Origin of the sequence: Pseudoxanthomonas sp. PXM04 (assembly GCF_014851695.1) — a bacterium.
Taxonomy (GTDB): domain Bacteria; phylum Pseudomonadota; class Gammaproteobacteria; order Xanthomonadales; family Xanthomonadaceae; genus Pseudoxanthomonas_A; species Pseudoxanthomonas_A beigongshangi.
Genome location: NZ_JACVAG010000004.1, coordinates 87,650 through 103,459 on the forward strand (window position 1 = coordinate 87,650; position 15,810 = coordinate 103,459).

Sequence of the window (15,810 nt, forward strand, 5' to 3'; positions counted from 1 at the left end):
TGTCGGCCTATCGCAGCTGCGATTGTTCTATCGGCGGAATGTCCGTGGTCGGCTCAGGCACCTTGCCCGGCTCCATGCACCAGTAGACGCCATACGCCAACAACACCACCGCAATAGCCAGCAGCGCCCAGAGGTACAGCCGTCGGATGGTCTTGTACCGCATAGCGCGAGCGTGGCACAGACCGTGCCGGAAAACTGTTAATTGGTACCATGCCCCCGGGGAAAGTGTCTGGGGAACTTCATGGAACGAGAGCTACCGCCTTATCGCGCTGCCGTGACCAAGCCGGCGCGCCCATCGATCTGGCCGACCCTGATTGTCGGCGCCGTGCTGGCCACCGTCATCGGCGGCGGCGTTTACCTGCTCGGGCAGACGCGCGCCAAGTGGGAAGCCAACCGTGCCGGCAAAGCCGAACGCGCGGCCGCGTTTGAGCGTCAGTGGCAGCAACAGCAAGACGCCGAGGTGGTGCAACGTGTCCAGGCAGATGCGAAGCTGGAAGAACTCCGGCGTGCCGCTATCCGAAATCGCGACCAGCCGGAGACCTTGCCGGAGCCGCTACGTTGCATCAACGGACAACTGTTCCGACGCATACCCGGCGGCTGGGAAAACCTGCCGGACACCGACTGCTAGTCACTACTTGGCGCGATTCTCATCGCTCAGCGCCGTGCCATAAACCACTGAAGCGGAGACGTAGGGCGTGTTAGGCCGGGCACCCTCGCCCTCACTCCCTCCGGTCGCAAGGGCGACGGTGCCGGGCCCTGCGCCAGCGGTGGAGGTGTTGTAGAGCTGGGCCTCGGGCTGTCGAACCGGCATCACGCGCGGCCACGGCGTGGCGATGATGGTGTGGCTACCGGCGACCAGCTCAAAACCGAACGCTTTCCCGGTGACCGTCATGCCCAGCTCGCGCAGCTGGGTCAGGTCCAGCGATTCGACGGTGTTACCCGACGAATCGACCCATTCGACCACCGCCAGCTCACGGTCATTGATCGTCGCCCTGGCCGCTAAGCGGACACGCCCTTTGTCAGCCAGCTCGGCCACGTAGCGCTGCCCCGGTTCCAGCCCCTTGTACGGGTCGATGACCTTCGCCGCGGCGCCGCCCTGCCCCGGCTTTGCGACCTCACCCTCGGTGCGAACGTAGTTGCCGGCCACGTCGTAGACCTCGGTCGGCGCTTCCGCCACCGGCTTGGGTTTCTCCACCAAACCATCACCCATGAAGAACCGCAGGAACACGAAGCCGCCGCCCAGCAGCGCCACCGCCGCAATGCCGCCCTTGACCGCGAGCGCCTTCCAGATGTTGGTGCCGCCTTCCTTGTAGACCTCGACGTTGTCCGCGCCCGGCGCGTAGCCGTCATACAGCGGAAAAATCGCCTTCTCGTAGCTCTTGGTCGCGCTGCCGATTTTCTCGAACTTACCGGCGGCCACCGTCTGGTAGTACGTGACCACGTACTTGCCTTCCATACCCACGGCCGACAGCTTCTGGAAGCTGTTTTTCTTCTCTACGCGCGCCTTCACCGCGCTGTGCACGCGGTTGAACCACTGGGTCAGGATGACGCCGTCACCCCCGTTCTGGCCGAACAGCGCGAAGAAGCTTTCCACCTCCGGCGCCAGTGGCTTGCGCTCCTGCACGTAGAATTCATGCACCTCGTCGATGACAATCAGCGAGTCCTTGAACTGCTCCGGCATCCGCCACTCGCCGGTGGCTTCATCGCGGTAACACTGGAACGTGGCGACCACGTCCTTGCTGTCCACGACCTGTAGCAGCTCGCGCACCTGCTCGCGGGATAGCTTCAGGTAATCGGCGATGGCGTCGTGCTTCAGGCCATTGAGCCGGGCGAACACGCGGCGGCCGCGCTTGAGCGCCGGCAGAATGTGGCTCTTGACCGCGTCATAGCTCTTGCCGGCGCGCGGCACGCCTTCGTTGAAAACCCACATTTACCAGATACCCAGCGTGAGGAGACGGCGCACGATGTAGAACACCATCGCGCCGCTGATGACGGTGGCCGAGGGGCCGATTTGGAAGATGCCAATCGCCCAGGACACGGACGGTCCGGCGTTGCCGAGCAGGCTCCCCAGCGATTGCTGGTTCAATACCTCCGGCGCCGGGATGTGGCTGAATACCCAGACAATCATGTTGAGCTGCTGTTCCAGCCAGATGAGGAACAGGTCCGACAGGAACTGGGTGAAAGCTTCCCAGATGGCGAGCAGCTGCTCGCGCAGCCAGTTGGTCAGTTTTTCCAGCATGTCAGGTCACCGCGATGCGAACGGCCACGTAGCAGGCGATGGCGAACACAATCCAGCCCATCGCTTGCAGCACGGCCAGCCAGTTTCCGGAGCAATGCGCGTCGAACGTCATCGTCTCCCAGTACGTGGTGGCGCCCACCGTAAACACCGGGCACGCACCACCGCCGTTCCCCACGCCCATGAAGCGCGTCACGCTCTGCGCCAGCGGCACGGCGTTGATTTGCGCCCAGAAGTTGCCCATCAGGCCGCCGATGGTCTTGTCCGTGCCGTCGTACAGGTCGCCGACGCCGGCCCCCGGCTCACCCCAGCCGTCACCATCGCCCTCGCCTTCCTCGCCGCTGCCGTCGCCGGATCCGCCGTTACCCTCGCCGTCCGCACCGCCACCATTGGCGCCGCTACCCTGATTGCCGTAGCTGCTGTTCCAGTTGGTGGTGTTGTAGTTGTTCGTGACGCCGCCCGTGGTGACGGACACGGTGCCCGTGCCGCCCTGCTGCCAGTCACCGCCGTTGTTCGGCGCCTTGGGCGGCGGTTTGATGGACGTGCCTTCCGGCGCCTTGGTGGCCGCTTCGTTGCCTGAGGCTTTGATGCCCGATTCGGTCGGCTCCCAGCAGAACTTTTTCCCGCTCGACGCCACCGCGCAGGTGCGTCCATCAGCGGTCAGACACTGGGTCAGATTGCCCTGCTGCTGGCACTGCTCGTCGGTCTGCGGCTGCACCGAGACCATGCCATCACCCAGCGTGCAGGTGCCGCCCGTGGGCGTCATGCGGCCCACACGGGTGACGGAGCCGCCGCCGTTGCCGACCTTGATGATTCTGTTCGTGATGCCGGCACCAATGTCCACCGCGTACGAGCAACCGTCGGCACAGCTGCCGCCCTCGCCGCGATAGTAGACATTGAGCATCGGCGGGCGCGTGGAACAGGTCTTGCCCGCCTGAAACCGATGGCGATTGATGCCCGGAACCTGCGTCGTGAGTTCAAAGCAGGATCCGGATTCGTCACCGTTGTTCTTGTCGCGGTTGACGCCGCGAATGTAGAAGGAGCTGCCGACCAGTACGCACGTCGGCTGTTTCATTTTGGACGCGGAGCAGGCGATACGCTCCAAGTTGCTGTTCACCTGAAACGGGAGCGCGCTGGCCGCATTGGACAGGCAGCCGGCATAGGCCGAGCCTTCATCGGGATAGTCCACGGTGGTCTGACCGAATGCACCTGGGCTGACGCAGGACAGCGCCAGCAGGAACCACGCGTGCCAGCGCTTCATGCGTCCAGCCCCTTCACGGCGGCAATGCCGCACAGTGCGCCGAGGAAGCCGCAGAACAGGCAGAGAATCATCGCCTGCCCTCACCGCTGGAAGAACATGGCGACTTGCCGAACCACGACAATCGTCCACAGGACCATCGCGATCACCACGCCGCCGGCCAAGATGGCGGCCGCCACGTCAGCCCAGCTCAGGTTCGCCAGTATTTGACTGAAATCCATCGCTCACCCCCAGAAAGAGAAAGGGAGCGCCGCGTCGCTCCCATCGTGGTGCATCAGCGGCTGAAGAAGCCCGCCACCTTCTTGGTCGCCCAGACGACGAAGCCCACGCCGGCGATGATGGCGCCCGCCGCGATGATGGCGGTCTGGGCGGTGGAAGCGCTGAGACCTTCGAGGATTCCGGAGAAATCCATGGTGTATTACCCCTTTGATGTTGATGGATGGAATGTGTCGGCTAGTGCTTGGTGAAAACGCTCGCGACGCTGCCGACAATGCGCGCCACGACGAACCAGACCATCACCGCGCCGCAGCTGCCGACGAACCAACCGGCGGCCTGCTCAGGCGTGGGGACAGCGAAGGCTTGGTGCACGAGCGCATAGAACGAATGCTCGGCACCGGAAACGAGGACGTAGCCCGTGCAGGCTTCCACCGCTTGACCGGTGGGAACCAGCGTGCCGTCCGCCTGCAGGGCTACGCAGATGGCCATCAGGACGCCTTGGCGACGACCTTGGGCGTTTCGACGCGGTGCAGCTTGGGCTTGCGCGCCAGCTTCAGGTCACCGAAGTCGCCGACGCTGACGTTCTCTTCCAGGTCGAGGCGGTACTCGCCTGGCTCATAGGCCGGTTCCTTGCCCAAGTCCAGGCGGATGCGGTTGCGGAACAGCGCCGTTTCGGCCACGGCTTCCTGCGTGCGGATGACGCCGGAACGGTCACCCTTGGACCATTGCTTTTCATCGACGTGCGCGCTGGTGATGGTGATTTTCATGGTTATGCTGCCTCTGATAGGGATTGTTCGATTTGTGCCCGGATGAGGGCGGATAGATCGCCGGTAATGTGCTTCCACCGCCCGGGGCGATCTGTCCGGAGGATGGATTTGCGGATGAACTCCACGCCCTGCTCTTCCCCGAGCGCGTCGAGCAACGCATTCAACGTGGTGCCGGCCTGCGTGCGCAGGAATTTCACGGCGGCCTTCACCGACGCGTTGATGATTTGTTCCTTGATGCCGAGGCGTTCGACCTCGCCCACTACGAAGGCTTCGAGCATTGGATACGCCGCGCCGAAGTAGCGCCCCGGGTTGCGCAGCACGTCGTTCGGCAGGTCAATGCGCTTGGCGTAAAGCCGCAGCTCGCAGCGTGTATGCCTGGACTCCGGGTCGCCCAGCTGCTTGCCCTTCTCGTAGATGTTCAGCTGCTTGTGGCCACGCTGGCCGACGTAGAAGGAACAGCCTTTGTTGGAACCGCAGTCGCTGACGTGCTGGGCCAGCGGAGGACGCCCGTTCATGGTGAACTCGCCTTCTTCGTAGAGATTGATAAAGGTCTGGATATCGAAGGTTTCGCCGGTCAGGTCATCGATGGCGATATCGACGTGCGACACCCGTGCATCAAGCGCGTCGAGGATGTCGGCAACCCGGGAGAAATCCGGGACGTGTTGGCAGCCTTGACCGGACAGGCTGATTTGAATGGCTCCGTCATCACGCAGGCCGATTTTTCCGCACACGCTGCCCGTGGCATCGACCATCGTCGCGGAGCGCTGGTAGAAGTTGAACACCCGGTCCTGTAGCGGGCCGACGTGGATCGCATCCCCGGTCCCGAACACGAAGTCCAGCACCACTTTCAGGGGCATCTTCCGGAAGGTCTCTTTGGCCTTGTCGCTGTCGAGCACCGCGACACAGAAGTCGATGATGGGTGCGGTCAGGGAGGACTTTTGGCCCGTGTTACTGCCCGGGCCAAACCCGGCGACCTGTCCGGTTGCGTGGCCGGACTGGTGAAAAGTGGTGTCAGGCACGGGCGTCCCCCTGTGCCTGCCGCAGCAGGGCGCACTCAGCGAGCGTGACGGCCGATTCGTCGGCGATGGTCGACCAGAACGCCCTGCCCTGCCCCTCGGCCGGGAACAGGTCTTGGAGGCGCTCTATGGCGACGTCGTAGGCGAGGCGTGCGCCGCGCTCGGTGTCGGTCGGGCGGCTCATCCGCGCGCTCTCCGTGCGTTGTAGCCCAGCCACGCCGCGGCGCTGATGCCGGCCAACCAGAAAAGGGCAAAGACCAGGTGGGCGCCGCTCATGCCTCGCCTTCCCGGTTTTCGGCCACCCACTGGCGGCCGGCGGCGACGATGCGTTCGTGATGCAACTGGTCGCAGAAGGCTTCGAGGTCTTGGATGCGGAGGTGTTGGAGCCAGACCCAGCCGAGCAGGCCAGCGCCGCCCAGCAGCATGAGAATCAGAAGTCCTTCCATCGAGATGTCCCCTTGCGATTCGCGATTGGGTTCCCCTGCCCCGGGGGAATCGCGGCCCCCGGGGAGGGGCGTCCCGTGCATGCGGGACAGTGCGCATGTAACCTGACTACGGGACAACTGTCAACCGGACACGGGACATGAGCATCGTAGGAACCCTCATCGACAAGGCTCGCGCACGCGCTGGCATCGCTTCGGATAGCGCCCTAGCGGCTACCTTCGGGGTCCACCGGCAAGCGGTCTCCAAGTGGCGAACGGGGGACGCGTACCCCGATGAGGAACACATCGCCGAAATGGCGGTGCTGGCTGGAGATGACCCAGCTCAATGGTTGGTGGCAATCAAGGCCGTGCGCACAGAAGGCAAAGCTGGGAAGGTCTGGGCGGCTCTCGCCAAGCGTCTCGGGGCGGCTGCGGCCGTCGTGTTATGCGCAATTGGTTTCGCGCTGCCTGTCGTCGGCAAAGCTCACCAAATCGACGTTTCGCCCTACTCGTCCGGCGGCGAAAGCGGGTCAATGCATATTATGTTCAAGGCGAGGTGGGTCACCCTGGCCCGGGTCTGGCGGTACTACTGGACCCTGCTCAGGCTCCTGCTGGACCGCCTCCTGCATGGCGATAGCTCCCCCGATGAAAACAGGAGCTTGGCAGCATGCAAGTCGATTTGACCGGCGAATGGTACGGCTGGAAACAGCGCGGCCGGTATCTGGTGTCGCCCGAGGGCGACCGGCTCACCTTGGAGCGCATGAAAGGCATCGCGTGGCGGCTGGACATGGAGGCCCGGCTGTCCGCCGCCCGCAATCGGAACGCGTCACGAAAAGCGGTTTCGCAGGGGTTGGTGAAAGTCGTTGTTGTGGACCTCGCCGACTGGCACGCCCAGCGCTTCGGATCCCGGGCCGGCTAAAGGCGTCACCGTAGGGGCGCTGCCCCTACACCCCAAATCTAGAACGATGTCGGCCTATCGCAGCTGCGATTGTTCTATCGGCGGAATGTCCGTGGTCGGCTCAGGCACCTTGCCCGGCTCCATGCACCAGTAGACGCCATACGCCAACAACACCACCGCAATAGCCAGCAGCGCCCAGAGGTACAGCCGTCGGATGGTCTTGTACCGCATAGCGCGAGCGTGGCACAGACCGTGCCGGAAAACTGTTAATTGGTACCATGCCCCCGGGGAAAGTGTCTGGGGAACTTCATGGAACGAGAGCTACCGCCTTATCGCGCTGCCGTGACCAAGCCGGCGCGCCCATCGATCTGGCCGACCCTGATTGTCGGCGCCGTGCTGGCCACCGTCATCGGCGGCGGCGTTTACCTGCTCGGGCAGACGCGCGCCAAGTGGGAAGCCAACCGTGCCGGCAAAGCCGAACGCGCGGCCGCGTTTGAGCGTCAGTGGCAGCAACAGCAAGACGCCGAGGTGGTGCAACGTGTCCAGGCAGATGCGAAGCTGGAAGAACTCCGGCGTGCCGCTATCCGAAATCGCGACCAGCCGGAGACCTTGCCGGAGCCGCTACGTTGCATCAACGGACAACTGTTCCGACGCATACCCGGCGGCTGGGAAAACCTGCCGGACACCGACTGCTAGTCACTACTTGGCGCGATTCTCATCGCTCAGCGCCGTGCCATAAACCACTGAAGCGGAGACGTAGGGCGTGTTAGGCCGGGCACCCTCGCCCTCACTCCCTCCGGTCGCAAGGGCGACGGTGCCGGGCCCTGCGCCAGCGGTGGAGGTGTTGTAGAGCTGGGCCTCGGGCTGTCGAACCGGCATCACGCGCGGCCACGGCGTGGCGATGATGGTGTGGCTACCGGCGACCAGCTCAAAACCGAACGCTTTCCCGGTGACCGTCATGCCCAGCTCGCGCAGCTGGGTCAGGTCCAGCGATTCGACGGTGTTACCCGACGAATCGACCCATTCGACCACCGCCAGCTCACGGTCATTGATCGTCGCCCTGGCCGCTAAGCGGACACGCCCTTTGTCAGCCAGCTCGGCCACGTAGCGCTGCCCCGGTTCCAGCCCCTTGTACGGGTCGATGACCTTCGCCGCGGCGCCGCCCTGCCCCGGCTTTGCGACCTCACCCTCGGTGCGAACGTAGTTGCCGGCCACGTCGTAGACCTCGGTCGGCGCTTCCGCCACCGGCTTGGGTTTCTCCACCAAACCATCACCCATGAAGAACCGCAGGAACACGAAGCCGCCGCCCAGCAGCGCCACCGCCGCAATGCCGCCCTTGACCGCGAGCGCCTTCCAGATGTTGGTGCCGCCTTCCTTGTAGACCTCGACGTTGTCCGCGCCCGGCGCGTAGCCGTCATACAGCGGAAAAATCGCCTTCTCGTAGCTCTTGGTCGCGCTGCCGATTTTCTCGAACTTACCGGCGGCCACCGTCTGGTAGTACGTGACCACGTACTTGCCTTCCATACCCACGGCCGACAGCTTCTGGAAGCTGTTTTTCTTCTCTACGCGCGCCTTCACCGCGCTGTGCACGCGGTTGAACCACTGGGTCAGGATGACGCCGTCACCCCCGTTCTGGCCGAACAGCGCGAAGAAGCTTTCCACCTCCGGCGCCAGTGGCTTGCGCTCCTGCACGTAGAATTCATGCACCTCGTCGATGACAATCAGCGAGTCCTTGAACTGCTCCGGCATCCGCCACTCGCCGGTGGCTTCATCGCGGTAACACTGGAACGTGGCGACCACGTCCTTGCTGTCCACGACCTGTAGCAGCTCGCGCACCTGCTCGCGGGATAGCTTCAGGTAATCGGCGATGGCGTCGTGCTTCAGGCCATTGAGCCGGGCGAACACGCGGCGGCCGCGCTTGAGCGCCGGCAGAATGTGGCTCTTGACCGCGTCATAGCTCTTGCCGGCGCGCGGCACGCCTTCGTTGAAAACCCACATTTACCAGATACCCAGCGTGAGGAGACGGCGCACGATGTAGAACACCATCGCGCCGCTGATGACGGTGGCCGAGGGGCCGATTTGGAAGATGCCAATCGCCCAGGACACGGACGGTCCGGCGTTGCCGAGCAGGCTCCCCAGCGATTGCTGGTTCAATACCTCCGGCGCCGGGATGTGGCTGAATACCCAGACAATCATGTTGAGCTGCTGTTCCAGCCAGATGAGGAACAGGTCCGACAGGAACTGGGTGAAAGCTTCCCAGATGGCGAGCAGCTGCTCGCGCAGCCAGTTGGTCAGTTTTTCCAGCATGTCAGGTCACCGCGATGCGAACGGCCACGTAGCAGGCGATGGCGAACACAATCCAGCCCATCGCTTGCAGCACGGCCAGCCAGTTTCCGGAGCAATGCGCGTCGAACGTCATCGTCTCCCAGTACGTGGTGGCGCCCACCGTAAACACCGGGCACGCACCACCGCCGTTCCCCACGCCCATGAAGCGCGTCACGCTCTGCGCCAGCGGCACGGCGTTGATTTGCGCCCAGAAGTTGCCCATCAGGCCGCCGATGGTCTTGTCCGTGCCGTCGTACAGGTCGCCGACGCCGGCCCCCGGCTCACCCCAGCCGTCACCATCGCCCTCGCCTTCCTCGCCGCTGCCGTCGCCGGATCCGCCGTTACCCTCGCCGTCCGCACCGCCACCATTGGCGCCGCTACCCTGATTGCCGTAGCTGCTGTTCCAGTTGGTGGTGTTGTAGTTGTTCGTGACGCCGCCCGTGGTGACGGACACGGTGCCCGTGCCGCCCTGCTGCCAGTCACCGCCGTTGTTCGGCGCCTTGGGCGGCGGTTTGATGGACGTGCCTTCCGGCGCCTTGGTGGCCGCTTCGTTGCCTGAGGCTTTGATGCCCGATTCGGTCGGCTCCCAGCAGAACTTTTTCCCGCTCGACGCCACCGCGCAGGTGCGTCCATCAGCGGTCAGACACTGGGTCAGATTGCCCTGCTGCTGGCACTGCTCGTCGGTCTGCGGCTGCACCGAGACCATGCCATCACCCAGCGTGCAGGTGCCGCCCGTGGGCGTCATGCGGCCCACACGGGTGACGGAGCCGCCGCCGTTGCCGACCTTGATGATTCTGTTCGTGATGCCGGCACCAATGTCCACCGCGTACGAGCAACCGTCGGCACAGCTGCCGCCCTCGCCGCGATAGTAGACATTGAGCATCGGCGGGCGCGTGGAACAGGTCTTGCCCGCCTGAAACCGATGGCGATTGATGCCCGGAACCTGCGTCGTGAGTTCAAAGCAGGATCCGGATTCGTCACCGTTGTTCTTGTCGCGGTTGACGCCGCGAATGTAGAAGGAGCTGCCGACCAGTACGCACGTCGGCTGTTTCATTTTGGACGCGGAGCAGGCGATACGCTCCAAGTTGCTGTTCACCTGAAACGGGAGCGCGCTGGCCGCATTGGACAGGCAGCCGGCATAGGCCGAGCCTTCATCGGGATAGTCCACGGTGGTCTGACCGAATGCACCTGGGCTGACGCAGGACAGCGCCAGCAGGAACCACGCGTGCCAGCGCTTCATGCGTCCAGCCCCTTCACGGCGGCAATGCCGCACAGTGCGCCGAGGAAGCCGCAGAACAGGCAGAGAATCATCGCCTGCCCTCACCGCTGGAAGAACATGGCGACTTGCCGAACCACGACAATCGTCCACAGGACCATCGCGATCACCACGCCGCCGGCCAAGATGGCGGCCGCCACGTCAGCCCAGCTCAGGTTCGCCAGTATTTGACTGAAATCCATCGCTCACCCCCAGAAAGAGAAAGGGAGCGCCGCGTCGCTCCCATCGTGGTGCATCAGCGGCTGAAGAAGCCCGCCACCTTCTTGGTCGCCCAGACGACGAAGCCCACGCCGGCGATGATGGCGCCCGCCGCGATGATGGCGGTCTGGGCGGTGGAAGCGCTGAGACCTTCGAGGATTCCGGAGAAATCCATGGTGTATTACCCCTTTGATGTTGATGGATGGAATGTGTCGGCTAGTGCTTGGTGAAAACGCTCGCGACGCTGCCGACAATGCGCGCCACGACGAACCAGACCATCACCGCGCCGCAGCTGCCGACGAACCAACCGGCGGCCTGCTCAGGCGTGGGGACAGCGAAGGCTTGGTGCACGAGCGCATAGAACGAATGCTCGGCACCGGAAACGAGGACGTAGCCCGTGCAGGCTTCCACCGCTTGACCGGTGGGAACCAGCGTGCCGTCCGCCTGCAGGGCTACGCAGATGGCCATCAGGACGCCTTGGCGACGACCTTGGGCGTTTCGACGCGGTGCAGCTTGGGCTTGCGCGCCAGCTTCAGGTCACCGAAGTCGCCGACGCTGACGTTCTCTTCCAGGTCGAGGCGGTACTCGCCTGGCTCATAGGCCGGTTCCTTGCCCAAGTCCAGGCGGATGCGGTTGCGGAACAGCGCCGTTTCGGCCACGGCTTCCTGCGTGCGGATGACGCCGGAACGGTCACCCTTGGACCATTGCTTTTCATCGACGTGCGCGCTGGTGATGGTGATTTTCATGGTTATGCTGCCTCTGATAGGGATTGTTCGATTTGTGCCCGGATGAGGGCGGATAGATCGCCGGTAATGTGCTTCCACCGCCCGGGGCGATCTGTCCGGAGGATGGATTTGCGGATGAACTCCACGCCCTGCTCTTCCCCGAGCGCGTCGAGCAACGCATTCAACGTGGTGCCGGCCTGCGTGCGCAGGAATTTCACGGCGGCCTTCACCGACGCGTTGATGATTTGTTCCTTGATGCCGAGGCGTTCGACCTCGCCCACTACGAAGGCTTCGAGCATTGGATACGCCGCGCCGAAGTAGCGCCCCGGGTTGCGCAGCACGTCGTTCGGCAGGTCAATGCGCTTGGCGTAAAGCCGCAGCTCGCAGCGTGTATGCCTGGACTCCGGGTCGCCCAGCTGCTTGCCCTTCTCGTAGATGTTCAGCTGCTTGTGGCCACGCTGGCCGACGTAGAAGGAACAGCCTTTGTTGGAACCGCAGTCGCTGACGTGCTGGGCCAGCGGAGGACGCCCGTTCATGGTGAACTCGCCTTCTTCGTAGAGATTGATAAAGGTCTGGATATCGAAGGTTTCGCCGGTCAGGTCATCGATGGCGATATCGACGTGCGACACCCGTGCATCAAGCGCGTCGAGGATGTCGGCAACCCGGGAGAAATCCGGGACGTGTTGGCAGCCTTGACCGGACAGGCTGATTTGAATGGCTCCGTCATCACGCAGGCCGATTTTTCCGCACACGCTGCCCGTGGCATCGACCATCGTCGCGGAGCGCTGGTAGAAGTTGAACACCCGGTCCTGTAGCGGGCCGACGTGGATCGCATCCCCGGTCCCGAACACGAAGTCCAGCACCACTTTCAGGGGCATCTTCCGGAAGGTCTCTTTGGCCTTGTCGCTGTCGAGCACCGCGACACAGAAGTCGATGATGGGTGCGGTCAGGGAGGACTTTTGGCCCGTGTTACTGCCCGGGCCAAACCCGGCGACCTGTCCGGTTGCGTGGCCGGACTGGTGAAAAGTGGTGTCAGGCACGGGCGTCCCCCTGTGCCTGCCGCAGCAGGGCGCACTCAGCGAGCGTGACGGCCGATTCGTCGGCGATGGTCGACCAGAACGCCCTGCCCTGCCCCTCGGCCGGGAACAGGTCTTGGAGGCGCTCTATGGCGATGTCGTAGGCGAGGCGTGCGCCGCGCTCGGTGTCGGTCGGGCGGCTCATCCGCGCGCTCTCCGTGCGTTGTAGCCCAGCCACGCCGCGGCGCTGATGCCGGCCAACCAGAAAAGGGCAAAGACCAGGTGGGCGCCGCTCATGCCTCGCCTTCCCGGTTTTCGGCCACCCACTGGCGGCCGGCGGCGACGATGCGTTCGTGATGCAACTGGTCGCAGAAGGCTTCGAGGTCTTGGATGCGGAGGTGTTGGAGCCAGACCCAGCCGAGCAGGCCAGCGCCGCCCAGCAGCATGAGAATCAGAAGTCCTTCCATCGAGATGTCCCCTTGCGATTCGCGATTGGGTTCCCCTGCCCCGGGGGAATCGCGGCCCCCGGGGAGGGGCGTCCCGTGCATGCGGGACAGTGCGCATGTAACCTGACTACGGGACAACTGTCAACCGGACACGGGACATGAGCATCGTAGGAACCCTCATCGACAAGGCTCGCGCACGCGCTGGCATCGCTTCGGATAGCGCCCTAGCGGCTACCTTCGGGGTCCACCGGCAAGCGGTCTCCAAGTGGCGAACGGGGGACGCGTACCCCGATGAGGAACACATCGCCGAAATGGCGGTGCTGGCTGGAGATGACCCAGCTCAATGGTTGGTGGCAATCAAGGCCGTGCGCACAGAAGGCAAAGCTGGGAAGGTCTGGGCGGCTCTCGCCAAGCGTCTCGGGGCGGCTGCGGCCGTCGTGTTATGCGCAATTGGTTTCGCGCTGCCTGTCGTCGGCAAAGCTCACCAAATCGACGTTTCGCCCTACTCGTCCGGCGGCGAAAGCGGGTCAATGCATATTATGTAAAAGCCTGGATGGGCAACTGGCCCAGTCCCGATGCCGGCAACAGCTGTAAACGCCCTTGCCCTGGCCGGCCGAATCGCCCGCGGCTGCCTTGGCCGCCGGGCTCCGCCACTATGTCCCCCAGCAGGATCACACCAGCCCGAACGCCAAGGACGCGACGACTACGAGAGTGATCGTCTGCAACGTGCCGGCGATCATGTTGTTGCCGAAGACGTAGTGCGTCCATTTGAAGGCGGGCTCAAATGTCTTGTTGCGTTGGTCAGGTTCCATGGCGTCACCGCATCTCAAGTCGCGGCATCCTAGCCGACGCGCTTGTCTTGCGGGTTGCTGCAGTTTGTGAGCAACGTTCTTCGGGGCGAGGAAAAGGAGGTTTCTTCAGCCGCCGCGACACCGTTGCCAGCCGCCGGCCTTTGCATGGACCTGTTCCCATCCGTTTGCCAGGCGTTTGAAGGCCTGTCCGCCGATACAGGCGTAGCCAAGCTGTTTGGCTTCCGCGGAGCCAAGCGCGGGAAGCTCGACAATGCTCTCGGAGGGTCCTGGCCTGCCGGCCTGGCGCGCCTCATTGGCAAGAATCGTGTTCTCCATGCTCTGGCAGAAGCCATGCATGCCCGGATGCGGGTGGTTGCGGTACTGGTCGCATTTGAACGGCGTCGTGCCGTTGGCCATCGAGTTGTGGGCCGCCTTCGGGGTCGACGTCACCCGAGGTGTTCCCTTGCCCCGCGCGCTTTGGACCTCTCCAAGCGCGGCGACCGAATAGACAGCCAGCATGACCGCCAGGAATGTCCTTTTCATGCAGTCTCCCCTTTACGGGATGCAGGGTACCTGAGCCTGAGCCGGTCTGCGCGATCCTCGCAAGTGGACGTGTTTCGGCGCTAGTACCGCCAGCCCGGCTTCGCCTGCTGGTTGTAGGCATCATGCACGGCCAGGTCGTGGCACAGGGTCCAGCCGAGCGAGGTCAGCCAGCATGTGCTGGAGGCGGTGTCAGCCTGCATTTCCACGAGTCCCCGCTGTGCCAGTTCCGATGCGGCTTCGCGCCAGGCGTCGGCTACGGTGATGCCTTCGGCTATCGTCATGACCCGGTTGTCCGACGATGCGCCGCAGAGTTCAACCAGCAATCGCCGCTGCTGGCGGCTGAGGCCACCATAGCCCGTCACTTGCCTTCGCCTGGTGTGGGTTCCACCGCACCATGGACTCGCCGAGGTAGGGTTTTGTTAACGTCCGGATGCCAGTTCGGCCGGACAGGCCCCGTCGCCAGGGAGCCACCTGCCCCACACGAACGCTGACTAACGGCACCCCGACAAACGGCACTGCTTTGGACGGTCCGGACAAAGGAGCATGGACGTCGAAGCCCGTTCCGGGCGGCAAAGGGAATGCTCGGAAATGGCGCGGATCTTGGGATGGATCGTCATGACGTTTCTGGCGCTCGCGGTCGCCTGCTATGCAGTGGCGCTGCTGGCGTTGCCTGAATTTCGCCCTTCGCTGGTCCGGACGTTGATCGCCGAGCGCCCGGTCGCCGCCATCGCGCATTTCGCCGGGAGCGCATTGGCGCTCGCCATCGGCACGTTCCAGCTCAACAGTTGGCTTCGCAGCCGCTTTGGCGGCGGACATCGCTGGTTGGGTCGGCTCTACGTGGCGGGCGTGCTGGCCGGCGGCATTTCCGGTTTCGTGCTTGCGGTCCAGTCGTCGAGCGGGACCATCACCCAGGCCGGCTTCGCACTGCTGGCGGTGTGCTGGCTTGGCTGCACGTTCATGGCCTATCGCCATATCCGGGCCGGCAACATCGCGGAACACCGGCGCTGGATGATCCGCAGCTTCGCGCTGACGTTCGCGGCAGTCACGCTGCGCATCTACCTGCCCGTCAGCCAGATCGCGGGCATTGCGTTCCCCGTGGCTTATTCGGCCATCGCGTGGCTTTGCTGGATGCCCAACTTGCTGGTCGCCGAGGTCTACCTGCGGTTCGCCGGCGCCGGCGATTGGCGCGCGCAACGGGTCGGCAGCCGCGCCTAGTCGATGCCCTGCCCCGCTCGCGCGTCATTCGTTGGCGAGCGGCTTGAACATCAGGAGGGAAGACGCCGGGCACAGCGCCGAGAACTGGGAGGTGGCGCGGACGGCGGCGGGCGCCTGTTCGCGGTCGACCGGCTGGTAGCCCCGCGCAGCGAAGAAGCTCGACGCGTCCGTGGTCAACAGATAGATCGCACGGTATCCGCGTTGCCGGGCGAAATCCTCGGCGTGCTCGACCAGCATTGCGCCGAGGCCGGAACCACGAGATTGGGGGGAGACCGCCAGCGATCTCAGCAGTGCAAGTTCGCCGCAGCGTTCCAGCGCCACGCATCCTTCGAGCACGTCGTTCCGGCGCGCTCCGAGGAATTCGACACGCGCGCCGTTTGCGAGATCCGCGGTGGGGAGACCGCTGTCGGACAGCAGGTGGGTGACTGCCGCGTCGAGATCGATGGCTTGGATGGACGGCAT

30 protein-coding genes are annotated in these 15,810 nt (G+C 64.1%); 6 read left to right on the forward strand and 24 right to left on the reverse strand.

The features are described 5' to 3' along the window. Nucleotides 1-241 precede the first annotated feature (241 nt). Nucleotides 242-628 (forward strand): hypothetical protein, encoded by a 387-nt coding sequence (locus tag IB228_RS11190; protein ID WP_192198513.1) that lies wholly within the window; start codon nt 242-244, stop codon nt 626-628. A 3-nt stretch (nt 629-631) separates the two neighbouring features. On the opposite strand, the gene IB228_RS11195 is transcribed toward IB228_RS11190, so the two are convergent. The 10 genes from IB228_RS11195 to IB228_RS11240 form a co-directional block, all read right to left on the reverse strand. Then, the gene (locus IB228_RS11195) at nt 632-1,930 is read right to left on the reverse strand and encodes a zonular occludens toxin domain-containing protein (RefSeq protein WP_192198515.1); all 1,299 of its coding nucleotides are present in this window, start codon (nt 1,928-1,930) and stop codon (nt 632-634) included. Continuing rightward, nucleotides 1,931-2,239 carry a phage coat protein gene (locus IB228_RS11200; protein ID WP_192198517.1) on the reverse strand — a complete coding sequence of 103 codons (309 nt, stop codon included), beginning with the start codon at nt 2,237-2,239 and terminating at the stop codon, nt 1,931-1,933. It lies immediately after the preceding gene. A gap of 1 nt (nt 2,240) precedes the next feature. Next, nucleotides 2,241-3,497 (reverse strand): hypothetical protein, encoded by a 1,257-nt coding sequence (locus tag IB228_RS19790; RefSeq protein ID WP_225562400.1) that lies wholly within the window; start codon nt 3,495-3,497, stop codon nt 2,241-2,243. An 80-nt stretch (nt 3,498-3,577) separates the two neighbouring features. Next, on the reverse strand, nt 3,578-3,715 hold the full coding sequence (locus tag IB228_RS11210) for a hypothetical protein (protein ID WP_192198519.1): 138 nt from the start codon (nt 3,713-3,715) through the stop codon (nt 3,578-3,580). 53 nt (nt 3,716-3,768) lie between these two features. Continuing rightward, nucleotides 3,769-3,906, reverse strand: coding sequence for a capsid protein (locus IB228_RS11215; protein WP_192198521.1), 138 nt, complete (start codon nt 3,904-3,906; stop codon nt 3,769-3,771). A 41-nt stretch (nt 3,907-3,947) separates the two neighbouring features. Further along, the gene (locus tag IB228_RS11220) at nt 3,948-4,199 is read right to left on the reverse strand and encodes a hypothetical protein (RefSeq protein WP_192198523.1); all 252 of its coding nucleotides are present in this window, start codon (nt 4,197-4,199) and stop codon (nt 3,948-3,950) included. Next, entirely contained in the window at nt 4,199-4,477 is a 279-nt protein-coding gene (locus IB228_RS11225) for a hypothetical protein (RefSeq protein ID WP_192198525.1), read from the reverse strand. Before IB228_RS11225 ends, IB228_RS11220 begins: the two co-directional genes overlap by 1 nt. A gap of 2 nt (nt 4,478-4,479) precedes the next feature. Continuing rightward, the gene (locus IB228_RS11230; protein WP_192198527.1) at nt 4,480-5,496 is read right to left on the reverse strand and encodes a replication initiation factor domain-containing protein; all 1,017 of its coding nucleotides are present in this window, start codon (nt 5,494-5,496) and stop codon (nt 4,480-4,482) included. Beyond that, nucleotides 5,489-5,677 carry a hypothetical protein gene (locus IB228_RS11235; RefSeq protein WP_192198529.1) on the reverse strand — a complete coding sequence of 63 codons (189 nt, stop codon included), beginning with the start codon at nt 5,675-5,677 and terminating at the stop codon, nt 5,489-5,491. Before IB228_RS11235 ends, IB228_RS11230 begins: the two co-directional genes overlap by 8 nt. A gap of 88 nt (nt 5,678-5,765) precedes the next feature. Beyond that, nucleotides 5,766-5,939 (reverse strand): hypothetical protein, encoded by a 174-nt coding sequence (locus IB228_RS11240; protein ID WP_192198531.1) that lies wholly within the window; start codon nt 5,937-5,939, stop codon nt 5,766-5,768. Between the two features lie 137 nt (nt 5,940-6,076). Here IB228_RS11240 and IB228_RS11245 point away from each other — a divergent pair, with 137 nt between their 5' ends. From IB228_RS11245 to IB228_RS11255, 3 genes are all read left to right on the forward strand, one after another. Then, entirely contained in the window at nt 6,077-6,598 is a 522-nt protein-coding gene (locus IB228_RS11245; RefSeq protein ID WP_192198533.1) for a hypothetical protein, read from the forward strand. Further along, complete coding sequence (locus tag IB228_RS11250; protein WP_192198511.1) at nt 6,583-6,834, forward strand: DUF3653 domain-containing protein; 252 nt, start codon at nt 6,583-6,585, stop codon at nt 6,832-6,834. The genes IB228_RS11245 and IB228_RS11250 overlap by 16 nt, the downstream gene beginning before the upstream one ends. A gap of 288 nt (nt 6,835-7,122) precedes the next feature. Continuing rightward, nucleotides 7,123-7,509 (forward strand): hypothetical protein, encoded by a 387-nt coding sequence (locus IB228_RS11255; protein WP_192198513.1) that lies wholly within the window; start codon nt 7,123-7,125, stop codon nt 7,507-7,509. 3 nt (nt 7,510-7,512) lie between these two features. Here the strand turns inward: IB228_RS11255 and IB228_RS11260 are convergent, their stop codons facing one another. The 10 genes from IB228_RS11260 to IB228_RS11305 form a co-directional block, all read right to left on the reverse strand. Next, nucleotides 7,513-8,811, reverse strand: coding sequence for a zonular occludens toxin domain-containing protein (locus IB228_RS11260; protein ID WP_192198515.1), 1,299 nt, complete (start codon nt 8,809-8,811; stop codon nt 7,513-7,515). After that, nucleotides 8,812-9,120, reverse strand: a complete 309-nt coding sequence (locus IB228_RS11265) for a phage coat protein (RefSeq protein ID WP_192198517.1) — start codon at nt 9,118-9,120, stop codon at nt 8,812-8,814. Nucleotide 9,121: 1 nt separating this feature from the next. Further along, nucleotides 9,122-10,378 carry a hypothetical protein gene (locus IB228_RS19795; protein ID WP_225562400.1) on the reverse strand — a complete coding sequence of 419 codons (1,257 nt, stop codon included), beginning with the start codon at nt 10,376-10,378 and terminating at the stop codon, nt 9,122-9,124. Nucleotides 10,379-10,458: 80 nt separating this feature from the next. After that, a complete protein-coding gene (locus IB228_RS11275) occupies nt 10,459-10,596 on the reverse strand; it encodes a hypothetical protein (protein WP_192198519.1) in 138 nt (45 codons plus the stop codon). Between the two features lie 53 nt (nt 10,597-10,649). Continuing rightward, nucleotides 10,650-10,787: a capsid protein gene (locus IB228_RS11280; protein ID WP_192198521.1), complete on the reverse strand. Its 138-nt coding sequence runs from the start codon at nt 10,785-10,787 to the stop codon at nt 10,650-10,652. Nucleotides 10,788-10,828: 41 nt separating this feature from the next. Then, complete coding sequence (locus IB228_RS11285) at nt 10,829-11,080, reverse strand: hypothetical protein (protein ID WP_192198523.1); 252 nt, start codon at nt 11,078-11,080, stop codon at nt 10,829-10,831. Then, the gene (locus tag IB228_RS11290; RefSeq protein ID WP_192198525.1) at nt 11,080-11,358 is read right to left on the reverse strand and encodes a hypothetical protein; all 279 of its coding nucleotides are present in this window, start codon (nt 11,356-11,358) and stop codon (nt 11,080-11,082) included. Before IB228_RS11290 ends, IB228_RS11285 begins: the two co-directional genes overlap by 1 nt. Nucleotides 11,359-11,360: 2 nt before the next feature. After that, on the reverse strand, nt 11,361-12,377 hold the full coding sequence (locus IB228_RS11295; protein WP_192198527.1) for a replication initiation factor domain-containing protein: 1,017 nt from the start codon (nt 12,375-12,377) through the stop codon (nt 11,361-11,363). Next, nucleotides 12,370-12,558, reverse strand: coding sequence for a hypothetical protein (locus tag IB228_RS11300; protein WP_192198535.1), 189 nt, complete (start codon nt 12,556-12,558; stop codon nt 12,370-12,372). Before IB228_RS11300 ends, IB228_RS11295 begins: the two co-directional genes overlap by 8 nt. Before the next feature lie 88 nt (nt 12,559-12,646). After that, nucleotides 12,647-12,820, reverse strand: a complete 174-nt coding sequence (locus IB228_RS11305) for a hypothetical protein (RefSeq protein ID WP_192198531.1) — start codon at nt 12,818-12,820, stop codon at nt 12,647-12,649. Between the two features lie 137 nt (nt 12,821-12,957). On the opposite strand from IB228_RS11305, the gene IB228_RS11310 reads away from it, so the two are divergent. Then, nucleotides 12,958-13,344 carry a DUF3693 domain-containing protein gene (locus IB228_RS11310; RefSeq protein ID WP_192198537.1) on the forward strand — a complete coding sequence of 129 codons (387 nt, stop codon included), beginning with the start codon at nt 12,958-12,960 and terminating at the stop codon, nt 13,342-13,344. A 126-nt stretch (nt 13,345-13,470) separates the two neighbouring features. On the opposite strand, the gene IB228_RS11315 is transcribed toward IB228_RS11310, so the two are convergent. The 3 genes from IB228_RS11315 to IB228_RS11325 all read right to left on the reverse strand — a co-directional run bounded on the left by IB228_RS11315 (nt 13,471) and on the right by IB228_RS11325 (nt 14,414). Beyond that, complete coding sequence (locus tag IB228_RS11315; RefSeq protein ID WP_192198539.1) at nt 13,471-13,611, reverse strand: hypothetical protein; 141 nt, start codon at nt 13,609-13,611, stop codon at nt 13,471-13,473. Nucleotides 13,612-13,716: 105 nt separating this feature from the next. Next, nucleotides 13,717-14,133, reverse strand: a complete 417-nt coding sequence (locus IB228_RS11320; RefSeq protein WP_192198541.1) for a hypothetical protein — start codon at nt 14,131-14,133, stop codon at nt 13,717-13,719. Between the two features lie 80 nt (nt 14,134-14,213). Then, nucleotides 14,214-14,414 carry a hypothetical protein gene (locus IB228_RS11325; protein ID WP_183636316.1) on the reverse strand — a complete coding sequence of 67 codons (201 nt, stop codon included), beginning with the start codon at nt 14,412-14,414 and terminating at the stop codon, nt 14,214-14,216. A 262-nt stretch (nt 14,415-14,676) separates the two neighbouring features. Between IB228_RS11325 and IB228_RS11330 the strand changes: the two genes are divergently transcribed. After that, nucleotides 14,677-15,348, forward strand: coding sequence for a DUF2306 domain-containing protein (locus tag IB228_RS11330; RefSeq protein WP_225562401.1), 672 nt, complete (start codon nt 14,677-14,679; stop codon nt 15,346-15,348). A gap of 24 nt (nt 15,349-15,372) precedes the next feature. Here the strand turns inward: IB228_RS11330 and arsN2 are convergent, their stop codons facing one another. Further along, complete coding sequence (gene arsN2 / locus IB228_RS11335; RefSeq protein WP_192198543.1) at nt 15,373-15,810, reverse strand: arsenic resistance N-acetyltransferase ArsN2; 438 nt, start codon at nt 15,808-15,810, stop codon at nt 15,373-15,375.